The organism is Pseudomonas allii (assembly GCF_055380095.1).
The window spans coordinates 681,193-704,792 of record NZ_AP039450.1 but is presented as its reverse complement, the minus strand read 5'-3'; the positions used below and the strand labels follow the sequence as shown (position 1 = coordinate 704,792).

Here is a 23,600-nt window from a genome sequence, read left to right as displayed (position 1 = left end):
CCCGCGTTGGGCTGCGCAGCAGCCCCAATCAAGAAGAACGCGGTAGATCGGGTAATCTGCGGCGTTTGGTTTTGGGGCCGCTTCGCAGCCCAACGCGGGGCAAGCCCGCTCGCCACATGAGTTCGGCTCCACATTGAAGCGCACCCTGAGCGCCTACAGAATTTGAGGTTTTTGACATGAATGTTTTGATCATTGGCAGCGGTGGCCGTGAACACGCCCTGGCCTGGAAAGTTGCCCAGGACCCGCGTGTCCAGAAAGTCTTCGTCGCTCCCGGTAACGCTGGCACCGCCATTGAAGCCAAGTGCGAAAACGTTGCTATCGACGTCCTCGCCCTTGAGCAACTGGCAGACTTTGCCGAAAAGAATGTGTCCCTGACCATCGTCGGTCCGGAAGTGCCGCTGGTGGCCGGCGTCGTGGACCTGTTCCGCAGCCGTGGCCTGGACTGCTTCGGCCCTACCGCCGGTGCGGCCCAGTTGGAAGGTTCCAAGGCGTTCACCAAGGATTTCCTGGCCCGCCACAAGATCCCGACTGCCGACTACCAGAACTTCACCGAGATCGAGCCGGCCCTGGCTTACCTGCGTGAAAAAGGTGCGCCAATCGTGATCAAGGCCGATGGCCTCGCTGCTGGTAAAGGCGTGATCGTGGCAATGACCCTGCAGGAAGCCGAAGACGCGGTGCGCGATATGCTCGCCGGCAACGCGTTCGGTGACGCCGGTTCCCGCGTGGTCATCGAGGAGTTCCTCGACGGCGAAGAAGCCAGCTTCATCGTGATGGTCGACGGCAAGAACGTCTTGCCGATGGCCACCAGCCAGGACCACAAGCGCGTCGGCGACGGCGATACCGGCCCGAACACCGGTGGCATGGGGGCCTACTCCCCTGCCCCGGTGGTCACGCCCGACGTACACCAGCGCGTCATGGACCTGGTGATCTGGCCGACCGTGCGCGGCATGGCCGACGAGGGCAATGTGTACACCGGTTTCCTGTATGCCGGCCTGATGATCGACAAAGCCGGTAACCCGAAAGTCATCGAGTTCAACTGCCGCTTCGGCGACCCGGAAACCCAACCGGTGATGCTGCGCCTGCAATCGAGCCTGGTGCTGTTGGTGGAAGCCGCATTGGCCCAGGCCCTGGACAAGGTTGAAGCGCAGTGGGACCCACGTCCGAGCGTCGGCATTGTGCTGGCGGCCGGTGGTTACCCTGCTGACTACGCCAAGGGCGATGTGATTGAAGGCCTGGACGCGGCTGCTACGCTGGAAGGCAAGGTGTTCCATGCGGGCACCGCGCTCAAGGATGGCCAGGTCGTGACGGCCGGTGGCCGTGTGCTATGCGCCACCGCCATGGGCGCCAGCGTCGACGCCGCGCAGCAACAGGCTTACAAGCTGGCCGCGAAGATCGACTGGAAAGGCTGCTTCTACCGCAAGGACATCGGCTATCGCGCCATTGCGCGGGAGCGTGGCGAGACCCAGTAAGCAGCTATCCGTTCGGCTAGGCAGGGGCTTCTGGCCCTTGCCGTATGCAGGCCTACCCGCGCATAGTTAACCGTGCATCAACCTACGAAGGGATTTCGCCGTGCGCTGGCTCAGGATCGCCATAGGTTTCACTGTCAGTCTGCTGACACTGCTCTGTTTGTTCCCGGCCCAGGCCGCCGCGCAAGGCAGTGGCTGGGCAGTATTGCTTGATGAACAGGCCGACCTGCAACTGAGCGACATCCGTTCCTCGCGCTACACCAACCAATTCAGCCCCATCGAACTGGACCGCATTACCGCCGCGGAACCGGACGGTGCGTTGTGGGTACGTTTCAAGCTGCAACCCGGCAAGCACGAACAAGTGCTGCGGGTATTCGCCCCGGACCTGTCGCACCTGAGCCTCTACGTGCTGGACGGCGACACCCTGGTGGAACAACAGAGCACCGGCACACGCCAGCCCCAGGCTGAACGGCCGTTGCCCAGCAGTGACTTCATGCTGCCGATGCCCCAGAGCCAGAAGCCCCTCGAGGTTTACCTGCGCCTGGTCTCGGAACACGAACTGCGCCCCTACATCACCCTGGAACCGGCCGTACTCGCCGCCGCCGACCAGACCCAGACGCTGATCTACGGCCTGCTGTTTGGCTGCCTGTTGATGCTGATCCTGCACAACCTCACGCGCTTCGCCTACCACCGCTCGCGCAGCAGCCTGTGGCTGGCGGCCTGCGAAGTGCTGCTGATGCTCAGCCTGGCGCTGCTGCTCAACCTGGTAGGGCCATGGCTGCCAAACTGGCATGCGATCCAGACACCCGGCGCCTACCTGGCGCTATTGCTCACCGCACCCTGCGGCTTGATGTTTGCCTACCGGTTCTTCATGCCCCTGGGCCCGCACCCGCTGAACAAGCTTTTGATGGCGGACATCCTGTTCATCGTGCTGTGCGGCCTGCTGTTGTTGTTCGTCAACACCCTGCCGCTGAACATCATCACCTACGCCCTGGTGGCCCTGGCCGGCTTGAGCATGCTGTTTGTCTCGGCCTATCACTGGCAGAAAGGCTACCGCCCGGCACGCCTGTTCGTGGCGGCGATGGTGGTGTTCAACATCGGTACGCTGATCATCCTGCCGGCGTTGCTGGGCCTGACGATGGTCTCGCCCCAGGGCCTGATCGTCACGCTGCTGGCGTTCATCTGCTTGAGCGGTCTGCTGATGAGCCTGGCGTTGGGCGAACGCCAGCGTGCGATTGTCGAGGCGCGTTTCAGCCTCAGCCGCGACCTGGCGGCGAGCAATGCCGAAATCGCGGCCAAGGCCGAGTTCCTGGCCAAGATCAGCCACGAGATACGCACCCCCATGAACGGCGTGCTGGGCATGACCGAACTGCTGCTGGGCACACCGCTGTCGGTGAAGCAGCGCGACTATGTGCAGACCATCCACAGCGCCGGCAACGAACTGCTCACGCTGATCAATGAAATCCTCGATATCTCCAAGCTCGAATCCGGCCAGATCGAACTGGACGATGTGCAATTTGACCTCAACGCACTGATCGAAGACTGCCTGAGTATCTTCCGCGCCAAGGCCGAGCAGCAGAACGTCGAACTGATCAGCTTTATCCAGCCCCAGGTGCCCCGCGTGATCAGCGGCGACCCGACGCGCCTGCGCCAGGCCATGTTGAGCCTGCTGGAAAATGCCCTGCAAAAGACCGACGAAGGCGAAGTGCTGATCGTGGTGGCTCTGGACGACCGCAGCACCAAACCACGCCTGCGCATTGCCGTGCAGGACAGCGGCCTGCCGATGGAAGCCTCCGAGCGCGACGCCCTGCTGCACAGCGAACTGCACAGCAAGAATTTCTTCTCGGCCACCCGCCTCAATGGCCACCTCGGCCTGGTTATCGCCCGCCAGTTGATCCTGTTGATGAACGGCGAATTCGGCATCAAGAGCGGCAGCCATCAGGGCAGCACCCTGTGGCTGACCCTGCCGCTGGACCCGGAGCGCCTGGAACACCCGACCTCCGACCTCGACGGCCCGCTCAAAGGCGCGCGCGTACTGGTGGTGGACGACAACGACACCTGCCGCAAAGTGCTGGTGCAACAATGTTCCGCCTGGGGCCTCAACGTCAGTGCCGTGCCCTCGGGCAAGGAAGCCCTGGCGTTGCTGCGCACCAAGGCGCACCTGCGCGATTACTTCGATGTGGTGCTGCTGGACCAGAACATGCCCGGCATGACCGGCATGCAACTGGCGGCGAAGATCAAGGAAGACCCGAGCCTGAACCACGACATCCTGCTGATCATGCTCACCGGCATCAGCAATGCGCCGAGCAAGATCATCGCGCGCAACTGCGGGATCAAGCGCATCCTCGCCAAACCAGTGGCCGGCTACACGCTCAAGACCACCCTGGCCGATGAACTGACCCAACGCAGCAAAGGCAGCGTGGCGCCACGTCCGGTCCTCAGCGCTCCGGCCGCCATCACCGTGCCAACGGATTTCCGCATCCTGGTGGCCGAGGACAACAGCATCTCCACCAAGGTGATCCGCGGCATGCTCGGCAAGCTCAACCTCAACCCGGACACGGCCAGCAACGGCGAGGAAGCGCTGGAGGCGATGAAGGCCCAGCGCTATGACCTGGTGTTGATGGACTGTGAAATGCCGATCCTCGATGGTTTCTCGGCGACCCAGCAACTGCGCGCATGGGAAGTCAGCCACCAGCGCATCCGCACGCCGGTAGTGGCGTTGACCGCGCACATTCTGTCGGAACACAAGGAACGGGCGCGCCAGGCCGGGATGGATGGGCATATGGCCAAGCCAGTGGAGTTGTCGCAGTTGCGTGAGTTGGTGGAATTCTGGGTGGCGCAGCGTCAACAACGACCCGAGCACGCCCCGTCTTAACTTGAAACGCTGCCCTCCTGTAGGAACTGGTTTTTGTGGTGAGCGGGCTTGCCCGCTCACCACAAAAGCCCCCTCCCACATTTGATCTCTGGCGCCTGATAGACTCGACAAACTTCTCCCATCGCGAGCCACTCACATGCTCCACGTGTTATTCAGCGTCTACCTGAAAATGCTGGTGCTCTACAGCCCGTTCTTCGTGCTGTCCTGCTTTATCAGCCTGACCCGTGGCTATTCCAGCAAAGAGCGGCGGCGCCTGGCGTGGAAAGTGGCGTTGGCGACCCTGGTCTCCAGCGTGTTGCTGTACCTGTTCGGTCGGGTGATTTTCAGTGTGTTCGGCATCACCGTCGACGCCTTCCGCATCGGTGCCGGCAGTGTGCTGTTCATTTCCGCCCTGGGCATGGCCCAGGGCAAGTCGGCGGTGCAGACCGACAACGTGCAGCAGGATGTGACCATCGTGCCGCTGACCATCCCGCTCACCGTCGGCCCCGGCACCATCGGTGCGCTGCTGGTGATGGGCGTGAGCCAACCGCACTGGGATGACAAGCTCACCGCCATCCTCAGCATCGCCCTGGCCAGCCTCACGGTGGGCGTGGTGCTGTACCTGTCCAACCGTATCGAACGCATCCTCGGTGACCAGGGCTTGCAGATTGTCAGCCGGTTGATGGGCCTGTTCGTCTGCGCCCTGGCCGCGCAGATCATCTTCACCGGGGTACGCGGCTACCTGGTGCCTTAGATCCGGTATTTGGCAATCGCCAGTTGTACTTTGTCTCCCGCGCTCTCGCGCATCAGTTGGATCGTCTTTTCGTTGACCACCGAGGTATTCAGCACCAGGCACGTCTGCCCGCTGAAGGCCTCGCACGAGGAACTGTCCCACTCCAGGAAGGGCAGCCCTACCTGTTTGCTCACGCCGTGAGTGCTGTAGGTCACCAGCACCATCGTCAATTCGCCATCGGTTTCGGCACAGGATGCCAGGCCGAAATCACCGCCCTGGTGCACCGAGCTGTTGCGCTTGAACAATTCAAAAGACGCCGGCGCCTGCTTCAACGCCTCCAATGCATCGGCCGCCAGTTTCGGCAGCACAGCAAGCAGCGGCGCGGACAAGGACGTGGAAGCCAACAGCGTGGCAATAAAGTTCAACGCCGCCAACTGCACGGTCAGCCCCTTGCCCGAACGTGAGACCCGTTCGAAGCTGCTACGCACCGGGAGCCACCCCAGGCTGACCATCACCTTGATGAATTCGTCGTACCAGTCCTCGGTACCGCGGTGCACATTCAACACATCGCTGACGTAGCTGCTGGCCAGCAGATAACTTTTACGCACGTACTCTCGGTTCAGACCCGACAGGCCTTCGGCAAACGAAATCACACTGTTATTGACCACCGCTGCATTAAAGTCATCTTCGGTGTCCAGCGGTACAGACGCGTGCTTGCCTGACGCGCCCGGTAATTTGTAGGCGGCAATCAACTTGCGCCTTTTTGTACTGTTGATCCGTCTGTGATGTCGCTCCATTTTGATTCTCCACAAGCACCCCAACGTGGGGCTTGTGTCCACCCTAGTTCACTGGCCGATGGGCTTTCCAGACGATAAAAATCCCTTGGCGCAACCCGTTGAACCACAACGTCCAGCAATAACGCGGCATCACGGGTGAGTTTCCATATTTCGTCGCAAAAAAAAGAAAAAGCGCCGAACAACGCCAGGAAAATCCCTGGGCTATTCGGCGCTTTCAGGCAGACGACAGGCCGTTTTCAGGAGGCGGGTTTTTCACCGTACCAGCGCGGTGTGTAGACCCATTCACCCCCACCGGCACGGGGGAATGTGCAGGTGGTGGACGAGCCGATCAGCACCATGGTGCGCATGTCCACCTGCTCCGGCGTCAGTTGCCCCAACGTAGTGACACGCAGGGTCTGCCCCGGGCGACCGATATCACGGCCCAGCACCACCGGCGTTTGCGGCGTGCGATGCAGGGCGACGATTTCCAGGGCGCGCCCCAGTTGCCACGGCCGCGAACGCGAGATCGGGTTGTAGAACGCCAGGGCCAGGTCGGCCTGGGACGCCAGCTCCAGGCGCTTTTCGATGATCGACCAGGGCTTGAGGTTGTCCGACAGCGACATCACGCAGAAGTCATGGCCCAACGGTGCGCCGGCCTGGGCGGCGGTGGCAAGCGAAGCCGAGACGCCCGGCAGGATCTCCAGATCGACCTGATGCCAGGTCGGGTCGCTGGATTCGTGCAACGCCTCAATCACGGCGGCAGCCATGGCAAACACACCCGGGTCGCCGGATGACACCACCACCACCGAGCGCCCTTGGGCCGCCAGCTCGAAGGCGTGGCGGGCACGCTGCATTTCTTCGCGGTTATCGGTGCAGTGCTGCACTTGATCATCGCGGAACGGGCCGGCCATGCGCACGTAGGTTTCGTAGCCGAGCACGTCGGTGCAACGCGCCAGTTCAGCTTTCACCGCAGGCACCATCAACTCGGCGGCACCGGGGCCAAGGCCGATCACGGCAAGGCGACCACGAACACGACCGATCTGCGACAAGTCCAGCGGCTGTTCAGCCACGCTGACCACGATATCGGCGTCCTGGGAAACGCCGGTAAAACGCAGCGGCACCCCCAGTTCCAACGCCGCGTCATGCAACGACGCTTCGGCCATCTGTGTGTCGCTGGCTAGCAGGCACGCCAGGGACTGGATGGCGATGCCCGCTTCATGCAATGCCGTGCGCACACGCTCGGCCAATTGCGCGCCGGGCTTGCAGGTCACGCTGACGTTCTTCGGGTAGATCAGCAATTCATTGGCGGTGGGTTGGCGCTCGGCACTGCCGACATGAATCGCCAGGCGCGCTTGCGGGTCCTGCGGCAAGTTGGCCTGATCCAGCCACGGCGCTGCGCCCTCGATGCGCACGTGTTCACCGGCCAACAGGTCGGAAACGAACCGCTTGCCCAACTCGAGGTCGGCCAGCTCATAGCCCTGCGGCGGGTTGAGCAGGCAGGTGCCAAACCGCAGTTCGCCACTGGTGGTGATCGCCGCCGCCACGTTCAACGCGGCAGCAATCTCGCGCGCCATGACGTTCACACCGCCAAGGCCACCGAGCAGCGGCACCACGGCGCTGCCGTCTTCCGCCACGGCCAGCACGGCTGGCTCTTCGCCTTTTTCCAGCAGCAGCGGCGCCAGGGTGCGGATCACGATACCGGCGGCGCACAGCGCAATCAGCGGCGTGCCTTGTTGATAGAGCTGACGCAGGGTCGCGCCGAACTCACTGTAAGCCCGGTCCGCACCTTCAACACGTCCGGCCAGACCATGAATCAGCGCCTCGGGATAAACCTGCTGGATCCTGCGCGCGGTGGCCAGGCTGCCCTGGCCCAGAATGACAATCGCCGGGTTCATCAACCTTGCCACCTTTCACCCGGCACGATGATCAGCGAGAAGTACGGCGAAGACGCCGGATCCACCTGATCCAACGGCACAATCTTCTGGTTGGCCATGGTCGCCCGCTCCACGTACAACGCACGCTCGGCCAGGCCGAGTTCTTCAAGCACCTGGCGCACTTTCGGGAAGTTGCGGCCCAGCTTCATGATCACCGCCGCGTCGGCGTCTGCCAGGCGGCGCTTCAGATCTTCATGGGGCAACACGCCCGAGAGCACCGACAGGCTCTGGTTGCGGTACACCAACGGCGCACCCAGCACCGAGGCGCCGCCGAGCATCGAGCACACGCCGGGGATGACTTGCGCTTCGTAGCGTTCGGCGAGGCGGTCATGCAGGTACATGTAGGAGCCGTAGAAGAACGGGTCGCCTTCACAGATCACCGCCACATCACGACCGGCATCCAGGTGCGCGGCGACGTCGACGCTGGCAGCGTCGTAGAAATCGCTGATCACCTGCTCATAGGACATCGGCGCCGGCAGCACCTCGGTGGTCACCGGGTACACCAGCGGCATCAGGGTCTGTTGGGGCACCAGGTGATCTTCGATGATGCCGAAGGCATTGCCCTTCTTGCCCTTGGCCACGAAGTACGCCACCACCGGCGATTCGCGCAGCAGGCGCAGGGCCTTGAGGGTGATCAGTTCCGGATCGCCAGGGCCTACGCCCAGGCCGATCAAACGTCCGCGTGCCGGCATTATTCGACCTCCGTGGCCAGGGCATTCACTGCCGCGGCGGCCATCGCACTGCCGCCCAGGCGACCCTGCATGATCACGAACGGCACGCCACGGCTGTCCGCCGCCAGCATCGCTTTGGATTCGGCAGCACCGACAAACCCGACCGGGAAACCAAGGATCAAGGCAGGTTTAGGCGCACCGGCATCGAGCATTTCCAGCAGGTAGAACAACGCGGTCGGCGCATTGCCGATCACCACCACGCTGCCTTCCAGGTGCGGGCGCCACAGTTCCAGCGCGGCGGCGGAACGGGTGTTGCCCAGTTCACGCGCCAGCTGCGGCACGCTGTCGTCGCGCAGGGTACAGATCACTGGGTTATTGGCCGGCAAGCGCGCACGGGTCACGCCCTCGGAGACCATCCGCGCATCACACAGGATCGGCGCGCCGGCGGCCAACGCATCCCGCCCGGCCTTGCCAGCGCCTTCGGAAAACTGCAGCCCGTCAATGGCGTCGACCATGCCGCACGCATGAATCACCCGCACCGCGAGTTTTTCCAGGTCGGCCGGAATGCGCTCCAACTTGGCTTCCGCGCGAATAATGGCGAAGGAGTTGCGATAGATCTCCTGACCGTCGCGGATGTAATCAATCATCGGTGTTGCTCCGTGGACAAGCGCGCAACAGGGCGCCCGCCGCTTCAATGGAAAGGGTGCGCGCGTGCAGCCGGCCGAAACCGGGTTGGGCTGCGTCGCGGAAATAGAGGTCGTAGTGGCCGGGGCTCACCGCCAGCAAAGTGACCGGCGCGACGTGCGCAGCCGCGCAGGAACGGGGGCAGCCGGACAGGTGCACGTCATGGCCGGGGTTCAGCGCAGCCAGTTGCACGGCGTCGGCCTTGGTGTCGGCCAGGGCCTTGCCGCACCCGGTGGAGCCAGTGCAGGCGGTCATGCGCGCCAGCGGTTGGTCGATGGAGCAAAGGAAGCCCAGTTGCGCCAGGCGCTCGGTCACCGCGTGCGGTTTTTCGATATTGGGCAACAGCACGCCTTGCCAAGGGGTGAAGCGCAGGGTGCCGTCGCCGTACTCGCTGGCCAGGTGTGCGGCGCCTTTGAGCATCGTCGCATTCAGGCGGCCCAAGGGTGCGATGGCGGCAACGTAGAACTGATTCTTTTGATCCTGTGGATAAGTGCCGAGGTGCAGCAAAGCCCCGCTGGACGGACGCTTGAAGCTTTCAGCCGACAGCAATGGCAGGCTCAGATGGCTCAACACGTTATCCACAGCCAAATGCCGCATGCGGGTTTGCGCAGGGGTCGCCAGGTCGAGGAACGCTTCCAGCACGGCCACCACCAGCGCATGCCCCTGCTCCAGCGGTACGGCGGCCAGCGGTGCATCCAGCCCCGGGCAACCGGCCAGGCCGAACGCGAGGAGCGTCTGGCCATTGCGGATGAAGGCCGACAGCCACAGGTCGTGGTGATGCTCAAGCATCGCCAGGGCTTCGCCGCCATCCAGCTGTATGGCGAACTTGGCTGACAGTTCATGGAAACGTGGGTGGTTTTGCAGGGTGGCGAGGATCTCATCGGCCAGCGGGCGGGCGTCGAACAGCATCTGCGGGTCGATCCCGGCGCTGGGGCTGAGCATCAGGTTGCGGACATCGTCGCCGGCGGCATTGCTGGGACCCAGGCCTGCGGCCAGTAGCAGGGCGATCAATGCCTGCTCTTGGGCACCAATCCCGCGAATCTGCAGGTTGGCGCGGTTGGTCGCCTCGATCACCCCGCCCGCATAGGCCTGGGCCGCATCTGCCACCACTTGGGCTTGCTTGCTGGTGATCGAACCACCGGCCAATTTGATCCGGCAAATACCGCCGTCCAACGCCTGGACAATGCGCAGCAACCCCGGACAGGCCGAGGGGCGCAAGGTATTCACAGAAGGCGTTGGGTTCACGGGGCTACCGGTTGGTGGGTAAAGGCGCGGTATTATGCCTGCTTTGTCCGGCGGCATGAAAAGCCTGCCCGTCGGATGTCGTTCAAGGAATTCATATGTCGCCCTGGCTGACGGTTGTAGGCATCGGAGAAGACGGCTTCAAGGGGCTGGGCAGGAGCGCCCGGCATGCCCTGTTGCACGCCACGCGGATTATAGGTGCTCAGCGCCAGTTGGACCTGTTGCCGGTGTGTATCCGTGGCGAGCGCCAGGTGTGGCCGAGCCCGTTTTCGCTTGAGCCGGTGCTGGCGCAGCGCGGCGAACCTGTGTGCGTGCTGGCCAGCGGCGATCCGATGTTCTATGGCGTGGGGGCCAGTCTGGCCCGGCAGGTGCCCGCTGAAGAGTTGCTGATTTTACCGGCGCCCTCGTCGGTGTCCCTGGCGGCGGCGCGGTTGGGCTGGCCGTTGCAGGACGTGGTGACATTGTCCGTGGTGGCCCGACCGTTGGCAGCGATCAATGCGCACCTGGCCAGTGGCGTGCGCTTGTTGGTGCTGAGCAATGACGGTCACAGTCCTGCCTTGATTGCCTCGCTGCTGGCTGAGTCCGGGTTTGGGCCGAGCCGGTTGAGTGTGTTCGAGCACTTGGGCGGCGCAGATGAGCGGCGTATCGACGGTTTGGCGAGGGATTGGCAACAGACTTCGGTCGCCGATTTGAATCTGGTCGCCATCGACTGCGTGGCCTCTGGCGCAACACCGTACCTGTCGCGTCTGGCGGGCCTGCCGGATTCAGCCTTCAAGCACGACGGCCAACTGACCAAACGCGATGTGCGCGCCATGACCCTCGCCCGCCTCGCGCCGATGCCCGGGGAATTGCTGTGGGATGTGGGCGCGGGCAGCGGCTCCATCGGTATCGAATGGATGCGCACGCACCCGAGCTGCCGTGCGTTGGCGATTGAAGCCGATGAAGGCCGCCAAGGCCTGATCGAACACAACCGCGACGCCCTTGGCGTGCCCGGGCTGCAACTGGTTCGCGGCAAGGCGCCCGAGGCGTTGAGCGGCCTGGAAGCACCAAACGCCATCTTCATCGGCGGCGGCGTCACCCGTGACGGCGTGCTCGATACCTGCTGGCAGCACCTGCGGCCGGGCGGACGCTTGGTCGCCAATGCCGTGACGCTGCAAAGTGAAATGACCTTGATGAACTGGCGTGCGCAACATGGCGGCGAGCTGACCCGCGTCCACGTGGCGCAGGCGCAGCCGTTGGGGGAATTCGATACCTGGCGCCAGGCGCTGCCGATTACCTTGCTGGAAGTGGTCAAGCCGCTATGAAACGCATCCTGCTGTTGGGCGGTGTGACCGAAGCGCTGGCCATTGCTCGTACATTGGGCCCGGAACATATCTACAGCCTGGCCGGGGTTGGGCGCGTACCCACCGACCTGACCTGCCAGGTGCGGGTCGGCGGTTATGGTGGGGCTGAGGGGTTGGCGCAGTTTGTACGGTATGAGGGGATTAGTCTGATTCTCGACGCGACCCATCCGTATGCGGCGCAGATCAGCCGCAATGCCGCCGAGGCTGCGCGCGCGTGCGGCGTGCCCTGCTGGGCATTGCGCCGACCGGCGTGGCAGCCGCAAGCGGGGGATGATTGGCGTGAGGTCAGTGACTGGGCGTCGTTGATTGAAGCGCTTAAACCCTTCAAGCGCCCGCTGTTCACCTTGGGCCGCGAGCCGTTGAAGCATCTTGATGAGATCCCGCCGGAGCAGTTCTGGACGCTGCGCGCGCTGGATGTGTATCCGGGGAATGCGCGGTGTGAAGTGATTGGCGCGCGCGGGCCGTTTTTGATCGAGGATGAGCGTGCGTTGTTCGAGCGGCGCGGCATTGATGTGCTGATCAGCAAGAACAGCGGGAGCACGGCAACGGAGCCGAAGCTGGAGGTGGCACGGGAGCGTGGGGTGCCGGTGTTGGTGTTGAAGCGGCCGGTGTTGGCGCAAGTAGATCGGGAACTCTTGTCGCCTGAAGAAACACTCATCGCGTTGGCAAATTTCATTCGATAAGTCAGGATCGCTCGCTTGCTTGATTAGTAACCTATTTGTTACCTTCAGGACGGCTAATGATTGAGATTGAAGAATACCGACGCGATAACCAGTCCAGCCCGTTCGATGAGTGGTTTTCATCTTTGAGTGTGCCGGCAGCCACCCGAGTTTCCACCGCTTTGGTTCGACTTGAAATGGGCAACACCAGCAACATCAAGTGGTTCGATGGGCTGGGCGAGTACCGCATCGACTGGGGACCGGGCCTGCGAATTTATCTGATACAAGAAGCCCACCGACTCATCATTCTGTTCGGTGGTGGCGACAAATCCAGTCAAAAGCGCGATATCAAAGTCGTGAAGTCGCTGATCAATGAACATCAGCGTGACAAGAAATTGAAACAACAGAGGTAACCAGCATGGCGCTTACCCGCAGCTACAAACACACCATTGCCGAACGCGCTCAGCGCGACCCTGAATTTGCCCAGGCTCTCCTAGATGAGGCTGCCACGTTGTTTCTCAATGGTGAGCCAGAAGTTTCACGTGTCATTCTGCGTGATCTGGTCAACGCCACAGTAGGCTTTGAGGGCCTTGCTAAAGAAACGTCAAAACCGAGTAAGAGCTTGCACCGGATGCTGTCAGCCAGTGGTAACCCAAGCATGGATAATCTAGCGGCGATTTTTGCGGTGATTAGAAAAGCCCTGGGTGTTGATATGCAGGTCCACGGAGTTCCCACGGCATAACAAACGCAAGAGCGCCGCTCCTTGAAAGGAAACGATGACGCTTCTGCGTGTGGAGAGATCCGGGCCGCGACGCCCGGCCGCTGCGTTTGCAGCGGTGTACGGAGACTAAAAATCGAGCTTCCTAGGGACAGCCTCCAATCCTTGTCGGAAATTTCTGTTTACCCCATTCATTGCCGAACACCGGCCAAATGTGGGAGGGGCGGTGCAGCGTTGAAGATCGGCATCCAGTCAAATCCCGTCTATCCTCAAACCCGTCACTGCGACACCAAACCACACCGCCCCTTTTTACTTATCCCCTACGATCAGGCTAAATACCCGCCTGATCGTTTAACCCTACGGATTGTCCGCCATGGCCCGTCAACGCTTTGCAATTGCCTGGATCGCCTGCCTTGCAGTGCTGTTCAACGCCTTTGCCATGCCGATGGCCAGCGCGATGCAGCAGTCCAGCGACCCGGCCCAGCAATTGCTGTGGGGCAGTTTCTGTTCCTCCAATGGCGCGAGCCTCAAGACCATCGCCCTGGGCAAGCTGGAGATTCCGGCGCCGCAGCAGGACGATCATTCCACCATGCAGCATTGCTGGTGTTGCTCGGGCTCGGCACCGTGGGTGGCGTTGCCAGGGCATGTACCGCAGTTGTATTTCGCGCATTTCAACACCTCACAGAGCTTGCCGCCGCCCCAACTGCGAAGCCCCACCCCGCGCCAGCAATGGCCAAGCCTCAACCCCCGCGCCTCTCCAACGGTCTGATCTTCTTCGCAAGTGAACTGCGTTTAGAACCGTTCTGGAGAACTGTCATGCTCAAATCTTCCCTGCTTCTGGCCGCGTTGTTGCTGCCGGTGTTCAGTGCTGCCAATGCCGATGACTACAAGGCCGGCGACCTGCTGGTCAGCGATCCCTGGTCCCAGGAGTTGCCGCCGAATGCGCCAACCGTCGCGGCGTACTTTGTGATTCACAACACCGGAGAAAGCCCGGACCGCCTGCTCAGCGTCGACACGCCTGTGGCGGACAAGGCCGAGCTGCACGAGCATGTGATGCAGGGCGACCTGATGAAGATGCAGCAGGTGCCCAGCGTCGCCGTACCGGCCAAGGGCGAGCTGACCTTCGCACCGATGGCGTATCACGTGATGCTGCTGGGCCTCAAGGACCGCAGCCTGTTGGCCGACGGCAAGCAATTCCCGCTGACGCTCACCTTCGAAAAGGCCGGCAAGGTCGAGGTGGAAGTGTCGGTGCAGAAAGTGCCGCCGATGGCCGCCCACGAACACAAGCACGCGCAATAGGCTGACACGCGATGGGCGCCCCTCGCGCCAGGTTGTCTCCACACTCGCGTGTGAAACGCGGCAGTTGGATCAGCCTGTTCGCCATGCTGATGATTTTTATCGGTCCGCTGATTTCCCAAGCGATGCCGATGGATCATCACGCCGGTATGTCGATGAACATGTCCATGGACATGCCGATGGATCATGGCGCCTCCCATCACCCCAAAGCCCCTGACGACCACCACGCCCTCTGGTCCAAGTGCGGCTACTGCGACCTGCTCTATAGCTGCCCAGCCCTGCCCGGCGGTGTTTCAACCTTCACCCTGAGCAGCCCGCCGCCGGCCAACGCCCTCACCCCCGCTACACGCCTGGGCCATGCCCGGCAGAGCATTTTCCCCGGCGCCCGCAGCCGTGCGCCGCCCATCGCTTCGTAAGCACTTAACACCGTTACTTCACCCCGGCCGACTTTAGACAGACAGCCGCAGGCTGCTGGCCGTGTTGTTTACGACTGATAGATGGAATGTGTCATGTCCAGGTTTCCTGCTGACTCCCGTATGGGATATACCCCCGTGCTCGCCGCCCTGTGCGGTGCGCTCCTGGCACCTCACGCTCAGGCCGATGACCACGCCGAGCATGAGCTGACGCCCACCGTGATCACGGCGATTGCCCCCAGCTCACCGCTGACCGTTATCACCAACCCGAAAGACCCACGCCAACCGGTGCCCGCCAGCGACGGCGGCGACTACCTCAAGACCATTCCCGGCTTCGCCCTGGTGCGCAACGGCGGCACCAATGGCGACCCGGTGCTGCGCGGCATGTTCGGCTCGCGCCTGAACATCCTCACCAATGGCAGCATGATGCTCGGCGCCTGCCCCGGCCGCATGGACGCCCCCACCTCGTACATCTCGCCGGAGACCTACGACAAGCTCACTGTGATCAAAGGCCCGCAAACCGTGCTCTGGGGCCCGGGCGCGTCGGCCGGCACCATCCTGTTCGAGCGTGAACCGGAACACTTCGGTGAATTGGGCACCCGCCTCAACGCCAGTGTGCTGGCCGGCTCCAACGGGCGCTTCGACAAGGTCATCGATGCCGCCGCCGGCGGGCCGCTGGGCTACGTACGGGTAATCGGCAACCAGGCCCACGCCGATGACTACAAGGACGGCAACAACGACACCGTCGCCTCGCGCTATGACAAATGGAACGGTGATGTGGCGGTCGGCTTCACCCCCGACGCCGACACCCTGCTGGAACTCACCGCCGGCCGTGGCGATGGCGAAGCGCGTTACGCCGGGCGCGGTATGGACGGTTCGCAGTTCCTGCGTGAAAGCCTCGGGCTGCGCTTTGAAAAGTCCAACATCGGCGAGGTGCTGGACAAGGTCGAGGCCCAGGTCTACTACAACTACGCCGACCATGTGATGGACAACTACAGCCTGCGCACACCGTCCGGCACCGGGATGATGGCTGGGCCGATGGCCTCCAACGTCGACCGGCGCACCCTCGGTGCACGCATCAAGGCCACCTGGCGCTGGGCCGATGTGCAACTGATCAGCGGCCTGGACGCGCAGACCAACGAACACCGCCAACGCAGCAGCATGGGCATCGACACCTACAAGGATTTGCCACGGGTCAAGGACGCCAACTTCCACAACTACGGCGTGTTCGGCGAACTGACCTGGTACGCCGCCGACCGCGACCGCCTGATCACCGGTGCGCGCGTGGACCGCGCCTCGGCCAAGGATTTCCGCCAAACCAGTGGCTCGGGGATGATGACCCGCCCCAACCCGACCGCCGACGACACCCGCGCCGACACCCTGCCCTCGGGCTTCGTGCGGTATGAACACGACCTGGCCGACAGCCCCACTACCGTCTATGCGGGCCTGGGCCACTCGGAACGCTTCCCGGATTACTGGGAGCTGTTTTCGCCCAACACCGGCGCGGTCGGTTCGGTGAATGCCTTCGACGGCGTGAAGCCGGAGAAAACCACCCAGCTCGACTTCGGCGCGCAATACAAAGCCGACGACCTGGAGGCCTGGGCCTCGGGTTACATCGGCCGGGTGCAGGACTTCATCCTGTTCGACTACAGGCCCGGGATGATGGGCACCACCTCCCAGGCGCGTAACGTCGACGCCCGCATCATGGGCGGCGAATTGGGCGCGGCGTACAAGCTGACGCGCAACTGGAAAGCCGACGCGACCCTCGCCTACGCCTGGGGCAAGAACAGCAGTGACGGCAAGGCGCTGCCGCAGATGCCACCGCTGGATGCACGCCTGGGCCTCACCTACAGCGAAGACGACTGGAGCGCCGGCGCGTTGTGGCGCGTGGTCGCGGCGCAACACCGCATCGACCCCAACAAGGGCAACGTGGTCGGTAAGGACTACGACAAGAGCGGCGGTTTTGGCGTGTTCTCGCTGAACGCGGCGTACCGCATCAACAAGCACTTCAAGGTCAGCACCGGCGTCGACAACCTGTTCGGCAAGGCCTACGCCGAGCACCTGAACCTGGCCGGCAACGCCGGGTTCGGCTACCCGGCCACCGACCCGCAAGCCATCAAGGAGCCAGGGCGAACGCTCTGGACCAAAGTCGACATGAGCTTCTAAGAGCATCGGGGGCAAGCCCCCTCCCACACTTTTGATTCTGTGAACACCATCAAATGTGGGAGGGGGCTTGCCCCCGATGACGGCCAACCAGACACAAAAAATTCAAAGCCTTGCGGAGCCCAATGATGAGCACTCAAAAAATATCCTTCTACAACCTGGCCTGGCGCTGGCACTTCTACGCCGGCCTCTTCGTCGCCCCTTTCATGGTGCTGCTGGCCCTGACCGGCATCATCTACCTGTTCAAACCCCAGCTCGATCCGCTGATGTACGGCGACCTGCTCAAGGTGCAAAGCGCCGAGCACGCCCTGAACGCCGACGAACAACTGCAACGCGCCCAGGCGGCCTACCCCAAGGGCGCGATCAGCAAATACCTGCCCCCCGCCGACGCCACCAGCAGCGCGCAGTTCGTGATGCATAACGATGGCCGCGAAGTGACGGTCTTTGTCGACCCGTATCGCGGCACGGTCCTCGGCGAACAGGATGCCCAATACAACCTGCAAGCCATCGCCCGCGCCCTGCACGGTGAGCTGATGATCGGCACGGTCGGCGACCGCCTGGTGGAGCTCGCCGCCGGTTGGGGCGTGATGCTGGTGGTGTCGGGCCTGTACCTGTGGTGGCCGCGTGGCAAGTCATCGGCCGGCGTGTTGTGGCCGCGCTTCACTGCCCGTGGCCGGGTGCTCTGGCGCGATCTGCATGCGGTCACCGGTTTCTGGGGCGCCTCGCTGTTGCTGGTGATGCTGCTCAGCGGCATGACCTGGACCGGCTTCTGGGGCAAGCAATACGCCGAGCTGTGGAATCGCTTCCCAGCGGCGATGTGGAACAACGTGCCGCAGTCCGACCAACAGGCGCGCAGCCTCAATACCGCCAGCCAACAGACCGTGCCGTGGGCCATGGAGAACACGCCGATGCCGATGTCCGGCGACCACGCCGAGCACATGAACCACGGCGCCCTGCACGCCGGCCCCGCTGCACCCACGGTGCGCCTGCAACAGGTGGTCGACCTGGCCAACGCGCGCCATGTCGAGCCCGGCTACAGCATCACCTTTCCCACCACCGCCGAAGGTGTGTTCACCATCGCCGTGTTCGCCAACGACCCACGCAACGACGCTACCTTGCATGTGGACCAGTACACCGGCAAGGTCCTCGCCGATGTGCGCTGGGAGCATTACAACCTGGTGGCGCGCGCCACCGAGACCGGCGTGATGCTGCACGAAGGCAAGATGTTCGGCTGGGTCAACCAGCTGATCGTGCTGCTGATCTGCCTGATGATCCTGCTCAGCGCAGTCAGCGGCGTGGTGATCTGGTGGAAGCGCCGACCGGCAGGTGGATTGGGGGTGCCGCCGCTGCGCCACGACCTGCCGAAATGGAAAACCGCAATGGTGATCATGCTCGGGCTGGCGATCATTTTCCCGCTGGTGGGCGCGTCGCTGATCGTGGTGTGGGTGTTGGATCGCCTGGTGCTGTCGCGGCTGTTCGCACAACGTGAATCTGTCTCAGGTTCGACATGAAATAGGCGAGATGCCCCACATAGAGGCGTTATGTAGTCTTACGCGGGCTTTCGCCCTCGACGTAGGAAGTGTTAACTTATAACACTTAATGCATGCCTCAGCTCGCCGCGCCCAGCGGCGAGCACTGCCGCCAAGAAGATTTTCCACACGATGAACAAGTACCTCGCGTCCGGCCTGTGCCTGCTCGCCCTGCATACCAGCGCCCAGGCCCTGACCTTGCCCGCCAGCCCTGTCACCGCACCTGCAGTGGACGATGACCGCGTCGACCTCAAGACCCCGACCACCGCCGGTTCGCGCTTGAAGCTCACCGCCCTGCAAACCCCCGGCAGCGTCGAGAGCCAGACCGGCACGCAGATCCGCGAACGCGGCGACGCCAGTGTGCAGGACGCAATCTCCCGCGCCACCGGCATCAGCCGCACCGGCACGCCGGGCGACGGCGGCACCTCGCTGTCGGCCCGGGGTTTTACCGGGCAGGGCTCGGTGATGCAGCTGTATGACGGCACCCGCATGTACATGGGCATGGGCACCTCGACCTTCCCGGTGGACACCTGGTCGGTGGAGCGCGTTGACGTGCTGCGCGGCCCAGCCTCGGTGCTGTACGGCGAAGGCGCCACCGGTGCGGTGATCAACACCGTGCCGAAAAAACCGTTCGACGGCGAGATCGAAAACCACATCCGTCTCGGCTACGGTTCCTACGACCGCCAGCAACAAGCCCTGGACAGCGGCGGCTCGCTGACCGACACCCTGAGCTATCGCCTGAACCTCAATCGCCTGCGCAGCAACGGCTTCATCGACCACGGCGACTCCAGCAGCGACTTCGTCAGCGGTGCCCTGCGCTGGCAGGCGGCAGACAACCTGTGCTTCACCTTCGCCAGCGACTACGGCGACCAGCGCCCGCAGAACTACTTCGGCACACCGCTGATCAACGGCCAGTTGCACAAAGGCCTGCGCGACAAGAACTACAACATCAGCAACGACACCCAGCACTACAACGACCAGTGGACGCGCCTGACCAGCGAGTGGCAGATCAACGACAACGTCAGCGCCACAAACGAGCTGTATTACCTGAAAAACCAGCGTCGCTGGCAGAACGCGGAGAACTACAACTTCACCGACGGCCAGCTCACCCGCAGCGGCAACTACGGCATCAAGCACAACCAGGAACAGGTGGGCGACCGCCAGACCTTCACCTTCAAGCACAGCCTGTTCGGCCTCGACAGCCAGACCGTGACCGGCGTGGAATACAACCGTATCCGCTTCCGCCTGGCCAGCAACTCGCCGTTTACCGACACCTTTGCCAGCGGCCAACCCATCGACGTTAACCACCCCGCACCGGGCCAGTTCGCCAGCAACGACCCGTTCAAGCCGCTGTTCGCCACCACCACCAAAACCGTTGCCGGCTTTGCGGAAAACCGCCTGCAACTCACCGACCAACTGTCGCTGATCACCGGCCTGCGCCGCGACTACGCGCACATCGACCGCGAAGAACTGCGCACCGGCAGTCAGTCCGACAAAACCCTTACCGGCAATAACTGGAAGGCCGGCCTGGTCTACGCGATCACGCCGGACACCTCGGTCTACGGCCAGTATGCCACCAGCACCGACGGCGTCGGCGGCCTGATTTCCCTGAGCCAGGGTCAACAGCAATTCGACCTGTCCACCGCCAAGCAGACTGAAATCGGCATCAAGCAAGCCTTCTGGGACCAGCGCGGCGAATGGACGTTGGCGGCGTATCACATCGTCAAAAAGAAACTGCTCACCGACGTGCCGGGCAACCCGAGCCTGCAGCAGCAAGTCGGCCAGCAATCCTCCCGTGGCCTGGAAGCCAGCCTCGACCTGCAACTGCCACACGCCTGGCAGTTGCAAGCCAACGCGGCCATCGTGCATGCGCAGTACGACGACTTCAAACAGGACGTCAATGGCGTGCAAGTCTCCCGTGACGGCAACCGCCCGGTGGACGTACCGCGCCGCACCGCCAACCTGTGGCTGAGCAAGGCGGTGACCGACGATATCCGCGCCGGTGCCGGTGTGCGTTATGTGGATGCACGCTATGCCGACATGGCCAACCAGAACGAGCTGCCGAGCTATACCGTGGTCGATGCCACCGTGTCGTGGAAAGCCCTGCGCAACACCACCCTGGGCCTGCAGTTGAACAACCTGTTCGACCGCACCTACACCGTCAGCCAATACAACGACGGCCAGCAGTGGATCCTCGGCGAACCGCGGTCCTTCTTCGTGACGGCGGACTACACCTTTTAACTGATACAACACCGGCCAAAAGTGTGGGAGCGGGCTTGCTCGCGAATGCAGTGTGTCAGCCAATGCATCTGTCACTGACCCACCGCATTCGCGAGCAAGCCCGCTCCCACATTTGGACCTGGTTTGACCTGAGAGTATTGATGACTTCGCTAACCCTCACCGACCTCAACTGGTCCCCAACCAGCCACTGCCATCACCAGTTCCAACTGCGTGACGCCAGCCTGCAGGTCGGTGCGGGGGAGTTCGTCGGTCTGATCGGACCTAACGGCAGCGGCAAGACCAGCCTGTTGCGCTGCGCCTACCGGTTCAGCAAACCGGCGCAGGGCGATGTGTTACTCGAGCATCAGAACGTGTGGAAGCAGAGTTCGAAGTGGTGCGCGCAACGCATCGCCGTGGTGTTGCAGGAGTTTCCGGATGCCTTCGGCCTGCGCGTCGATGAAGTGGTCGCCATGGGCCGTACGCCGCACAAGGGCCTGTTCGACGGCGACACGCTGCACGACCGGCAGTTGATCCAGCAAGTGCTGGCATCCGTCGGTATGCAAGGCTTCGAGGACCACGCTTTCGCCACCCTCTCCGGCGGCGAAAAGCAACGCGTGATCCTGGCCCGCGCCCTGGCCCAGCAGCCGCAGTTGCTGATCCTCGACGAACCGACCAATCACCTCGACCCGCGCTACCAGCTGGAGCTGTTGCGGCTGGTCAAGCGCCTGCACATCGGTACCCTGGCGAGCATTCACGACCTCAACCTGGCCGCCGCCTTCTGCGATCGCCTGTACGTGATCAACCACGGGCGCATCGTCGCCAACGGCACGCCCCATGAGGTGCTGACCCGCGAACTGCTGCGCGATGTGTTTGGCGTCGAGGCGTTGATCGATACCCACCCGCTGTCCGGCTACCCCCGAATCACCTGGATAACCCAACCATGATCCTGCGTTCGCTGCTTGCCGTTACCTTGCTGTTCAATGCCGCCGGGGCACTCGCCGAAGCGACCCACTACCCGGTTACCATCAAGAGTTGCAACCGCGACGTGACCTTCCAGGAAGCGCCGAAACACGCGGTGAGCCACGACATCAACATGACCCAGATGATGCTCGCCCTCGGCCTCAAGCCGCGCATGGCCGGTTACAGCGGCGTCACCGGCTGGAAGTCGGTCACGCCGGAAATGGCCGGGTTGCTCGACGGCTTGCCAGAGCTGGCGAGCAAATACCCTTCGGTGGAAACCCTGCTCAACGCCAACGTGGATTTCTTCTTCGCCGGCTGGGATTACGGCATGCGTGTGGGCGGCGATCTCACGCCGAGCACGCTGCAACCCTTGGGCATCAACGTGTATGAGCTGACTGAATCCTGCGCCTTCGTGATGAAGCGCCCGGCCGCGACGTTGGACGATACCTATAACGACCTGCGCAACCTGGGCAAGATCTTCGATGTGCAGGACCGCGCCAATGCCTTGATCGCGCAGATGCAGGCGCAGGTCGCCGCGGTGCGAGAAGACCTGCCCGCCGACAAGCCCCGGGTGTTCCTCTACGACAGCGGTGAAGACCGCGCCATGACCTCCGGCCGCCTGGGCACGCCCCAGGCGCTGATCGACGCGGCGGGCGGGCGCAACATTCTCGATGACATCGAGGCCAGTTGGACTCGCGTCAACTGGGAGACCGTGGTGGAGCGCAACCCGCAGGTGATCGTGATCGTCGACTACAGCGAAGTCACGGCCGAACAGAAAGAGCAATTCCTGCTCAACAACCCGGCGCTGCAAGCGGTGGATGCGATCCGCAACCAGCGCTTTATCGTGATCCCTTACGTGCAGGCCACGCCGGGTATCGACAACGTGCTGGCGGTGGAAACCCTGGCCAAGGGGTTCCACGGCGAATGATCACCCGTCGCTATGGGTTGCTGCTCGCCGCGCTTGGCGCGGTGCTGCTGGTCTCCTGCGTGCTCTCGCTGGGCTTCGGCCCGGCACGGGTGCCGGTGGACGTCGTGTGGCGAATCCTGCTGTACAAGGCGCTCGGTGTCGGCGAGGTCAATTGGCCGGCCGGGCAGGAACATATCGTGTGGCTGATCCGCGTGCCACGCATGTTGCTCGGCGCGCTGGTGGGCGCCGGGCTGGCGTTGATCGGCGCGGTGTTGCAGGCGGTCACGCGCAACCCATTGGCCGATCCGCACTTGCTCGGCGTCACGTCCGGTGCCACCCTGGGCGCGGTGATCGTGGTGCTGCATGTGGGCGAAGTCATCGGGCTGCTGACCTTGCCCATCGCCGCGTTCATCGGGGCATTGGCGAGCATGCTGGTGGTGTTGGCCGTGGCCAGTCGCAACGGCCGGCTGGAGAGTGATCGCCTGTTGCTGTGCGGTGTGGCGGTGTCGTTTGTGATGATGGCGGCGGCCAATCTGCTGCTGTTCATGGGCGACCACCGCGCTGCGTCAGCGGTGATGTTCTGGATGCTCGGCGGCCTTGGCCTGGCCCGCTGGGAGCTGCTGGCGATTCCGGCGCTGACGGTACTGCTGGGGTTGCTGGTGCTGCTGGGCATGGCTCGCCCGTTGAACGCGCTGATGGCTGGCGAACAGACCGCCGTAACCCTCGGCCTGAACGCCCGTACCGTGCGGCTGAAGGTGTTCCTGGTGGCCTCATTGATGACCGGTGTGCTGGTGTCCATCAGCGGCTCCATCGGTTTTGTCGGGCTGATGGTGCCGCACATCGCCCGGCGTCTTGTCGGTGCCGAGCATCGCCGCCTGCTGCCGGTGTGCGCGCTGCTGGGCAGCCTGTTCCTGGTCTGGGTCGACGTGGCCGCTCGCACCCTTATCGCCCCCGAGGACCTGCCCATCGGCGTGGCCACCGCGGCGATTGGCGGGCTGTTCTTCATCGGCCTGATGCGCCGGCGCTGACCGC

The 23,600-nt window shown here is 63.1% G+C and carries 21 protein-coding genes; 16 read left to right on the top strand and 5 right to left on the bottom strand.

The window, feature by feature from the left end; genetic code table 11:
• The first annotated feature begins 176 nt into the window (after positions 1-176).
• The 3 genes from purD (at position 177) to ACZ445_RS03020 (ending at position 5,074) form a co-directional block, all read left to right on the top strand.
• Complete coding sequence (purD, locus tag ACZ445_RS03030) at positions 177-1,469, top strand: phosphoribosylamine--glycine ligase (protein WP_179029842.1); 1,293 nt, start codon at positions 177-179, stop codon at positions 1,467-1,469.
• A 100-nt stretch (positions 1,470-1,569) separates the two neighbouring features.
• On the top strand, positions 1,570-4,341 hold the full coding sequence (locus ACZ445_RS03025; protein ID WP_058423574.1) for a hybrid sensor histidine kinase/response regulator: 2,772 nt from the start codon (positions 1,570-1,572) through the stop codon (positions 4,339-4,341).
• A gap of 136 nt (positions 4,342-4,477) precedes the next feature.
• Positions 4,478-5,074: a MarC family protein gene (locus ACZ445_RS03020; RefSeq protein WP_003171467.1), complete on the top strand. Its 597-nt coding sequence runs from the start codon at positions 4,478-4,480 to the stop codon at positions 5,072-5,074.
• Here ACZ445_RS03020 and ACZ445_RS03015 read toward each other — a convergent pair.
• The 5 genes from ACZ445_RS03015 to cobG form a co-directional block, all read right to left on the bottom strand.
• On the bottom strand, positions 5,071-5,850 hold the full coding sequence (locus ACZ445_RS03015; protein WP_058423573.1) for a hypothetical protein: 780 nt from the start codon (positions 5,848-5,850) through the stop codon (positions 5,071-5,073). The genes ACZ445_RS03020 and ACZ445_RS03015 overlap by 4 nt on opposite strands.
• Before the next feature lie 236 nt (positions 5,851-6,086).
• Entirely contained in the window at positions 6,087-7,724 is a 1,638-nt protein-coding gene (gene cobJ, locus ACZ445_RS03010) for a precorrin-3B C(17)-methyltransferase (RefSeq protein ID WP_058423572.1), read from the bottom strand.
• The gene (locus tag ACZ445_RS03005) at positions 7,724-8,455 is read right to left on the bottom strand and encodes a precorrin-2 C(20)-methyltransferase (protein ID WP_058423571.1); all 732 of its coding nucleotides are present in this window, start codon (positions 8,453-8,455) and stop codon (positions 7,724-7,726) included. The genes cobJ and ACZ445_RS03005 overlap by 1 nt, the downstream gene beginning before the upstream one ends.
• The gene (locus ACZ445_RS03000; RefSeq protein ID WP_058423570.1) at positions 8,455-9,081 is read right to left on the bottom strand and encodes a precorrin-8X methylmutase; all 627 of its coding nucleotides are present in this window, start codon (positions 9,079-9,081) and stop codon (positions 8,455-8,457) included. The genes ACZ445_RS03005 and ACZ445_RS03000 overlap by 1 nt, the downstream gene beginning before the upstream one ends.
• Complete coding sequence (gene cobG / locus ACZ445_RS02995) at positions 9,074-10,420, bottom strand: precorrin-3B synthase (RefSeq protein ID WP_464704744.1); 1,347 nt, start codon at positions 10,418-10,420, stop codon at positions 9,074-9,076. The genes ACZ445_RS03000 and cobG overlap by 8 nt, the downstream gene beginning before the upstream one ends.
• A gap of 38 nt (positions 10,421-10,458) precedes the next feature.
• On the opposite strand from cobG, the gene ACZ445_RS02990 reads away from it, so the two are divergent.
• From ACZ445_RS02990 to ACZ445_RS02930, 13 genes are all read left to right on the top strand, one after another.
• A complete protein-coding gene (locus ACZ445_RS02990; protein ID WP_058423568.1) occupies positions 10,459-11,664 on the top strand; it encodes a bifunctional cobalt-precorrin-7 (C(5))-methyltransferase/cobalt-precorrin-6B (C(15))-methyltransferase in 1,206 nt (401 codons plus the stop codon).
• Positions 11,661-12,386: a cobalt-precorrin-6A reductase gene (locus ACZ445_RS02985; RefSeq protein WP_464707981.1), complete on the top strand. Its 726-nt coding sequence runs from the start codon at positions 11,661-11,663 to the stop codon at positions 12,384-12,386. The genes ACZ445_RS02990 and ACZ445_RS02985 overlap by 4 nt, the downstream gene beginning before the upstream one ends.
• Before the next feature lie 56 nt (positions 12,387-12,442).
• Positions 12,443-12,775 (top strand): type II toxin-antitoxin system RelE/ParE family toxin, encoded by a 333-nt coding sequence (locus tag ACZ445_RS02980; protein ID WP_058423566.1) that lies wholly within the window; start codon positions 12,443-12,445, stop codon positions 12,773-12,775.
• A gap of 5 nt (positions 12,776-12,780) precedes the next feature.
• Positions 12,781-13,104, top strand: a complete 324-nt coding sequence (locus ACZ445_RS02975) for a helix-turn-helix domain-containing transcriptional regulator (RefSeq protein WP_025859536.1) — start codon at positions 12,781-12,783, stop codon at positions 13,102-13,104.
• A gap of 349 nt (positions 13,105-13,453) precedes the next feature.
• Positions 13,454-13,849, top strand: a complete 396-nt coding sequence (locus ACZ445_RS02970; protein ID WP_058423565.1) for a DUF2946 domain-containing protein — start codon at positions 13,454-13,456, stop codon at positions 13,847-13,849.
• 47 nt (positions 13,850-13,896) lie between these two features.
• Positions 13,897-14,379: a copper chaperone PCu(A)C gene (locus ACZ445_RS02965; protein ID WP_058423564.1), complete on the top strand. Its 483-nt coding sequence runs from the start codon at positions 13,897-13,899 to the stop codon at positions 14,377-14,379.
• An 11-nt stretch (positions 14,380-14,390) separates the two neighbouring features.
• Positions 14,391-14,792, top strand: coding sequence for a DUF2946 domain-containing protein (locus ACZ445_RS02960; protein ID WP_058423563.1), 402 nt, complete (start codon positions 14,391-14,393; stop codon positions 14,790-14,792).
• Positions 14,793-14,885: 93 nt separating this feature from the next.
• Complete coding sequence (locus ACZ445_RS02955) at positions 14,886-16,955, top strand: TonB-dependent copper receptor (RefSeq protein WP_464707980.1); 2,070 nt, start codon at positions 14,886-14,888, stop codon at positions 16,953-16,955.
• 125 nt (positions 16,956-17,080) lie between these two features.
• Positions 17,081-18,463 carry a PepSY-associated TM helix domain-containing protein gene (locus tag ACZ445_RS02950; protein WP_058423561.1) on the top strand — a complete coding sequence of 461 codons (1,383 nt, stop codon included), beginning with the start codon at positions 17,081-17,083 and terminating at the stop codon, positions 18,461-18,463.
• 150 nt (positions 18,464-18,613) lie between these two features.
• Positions 18,614-20,722: a TonB-dependent receptor gene (locus tag ACZ445_RS02945; protein ID WP_464707979.1), complete on the top strand. Its 2,109-nt coding sequence runs from the start codon at positions 18,614-18,616 to the stop codon at positions 20,720-20,722.
• A gap of 140 nt (positions 20,723-20,862) precedes the next feature.
• Positions 20,863-21,645 (top strand): ABC transporter ATP-binding protein, encoded by a 783-nt coding sequence (locus ACZ445_RS02940; protein ID WP_179029839.1) that lies wholly within the window; start codon positions 20,863-20,865, stop codon positions 21,643-21,645.
• Positions 21,642-22,589: an ABC transporter substrate-binding protein gene (locus ACZ445_RS02935; protein ID WP_058423559.1), complete on the top strand. Its 948-nt coding sequence runs from the start codon at positions 21,642-21,644 to the stop codon at positions 22,587-22,589. Before ACZ445_RS02940 ends, ACZ445_RS02935 begins: the two co-directional genes overlap by 4 nt.
• A complete protein-coding gene (locus tag ACZ445_RS02930) occupies positions 22,586-23,596 on the top strand; it encodes a FecCD family ABC transporter permease (RefSeq protein ID WP_058423558.1) in 1,011 nt (336 codons plus the stop codon). The genes ACZ445_RS02935 and ACZ445_RS02930 overlap by 4 nt, the downstream gene beginning before the upstream one ends.
• Positions 23,597-23,600 lie beyond the last annotated feature (4 nt).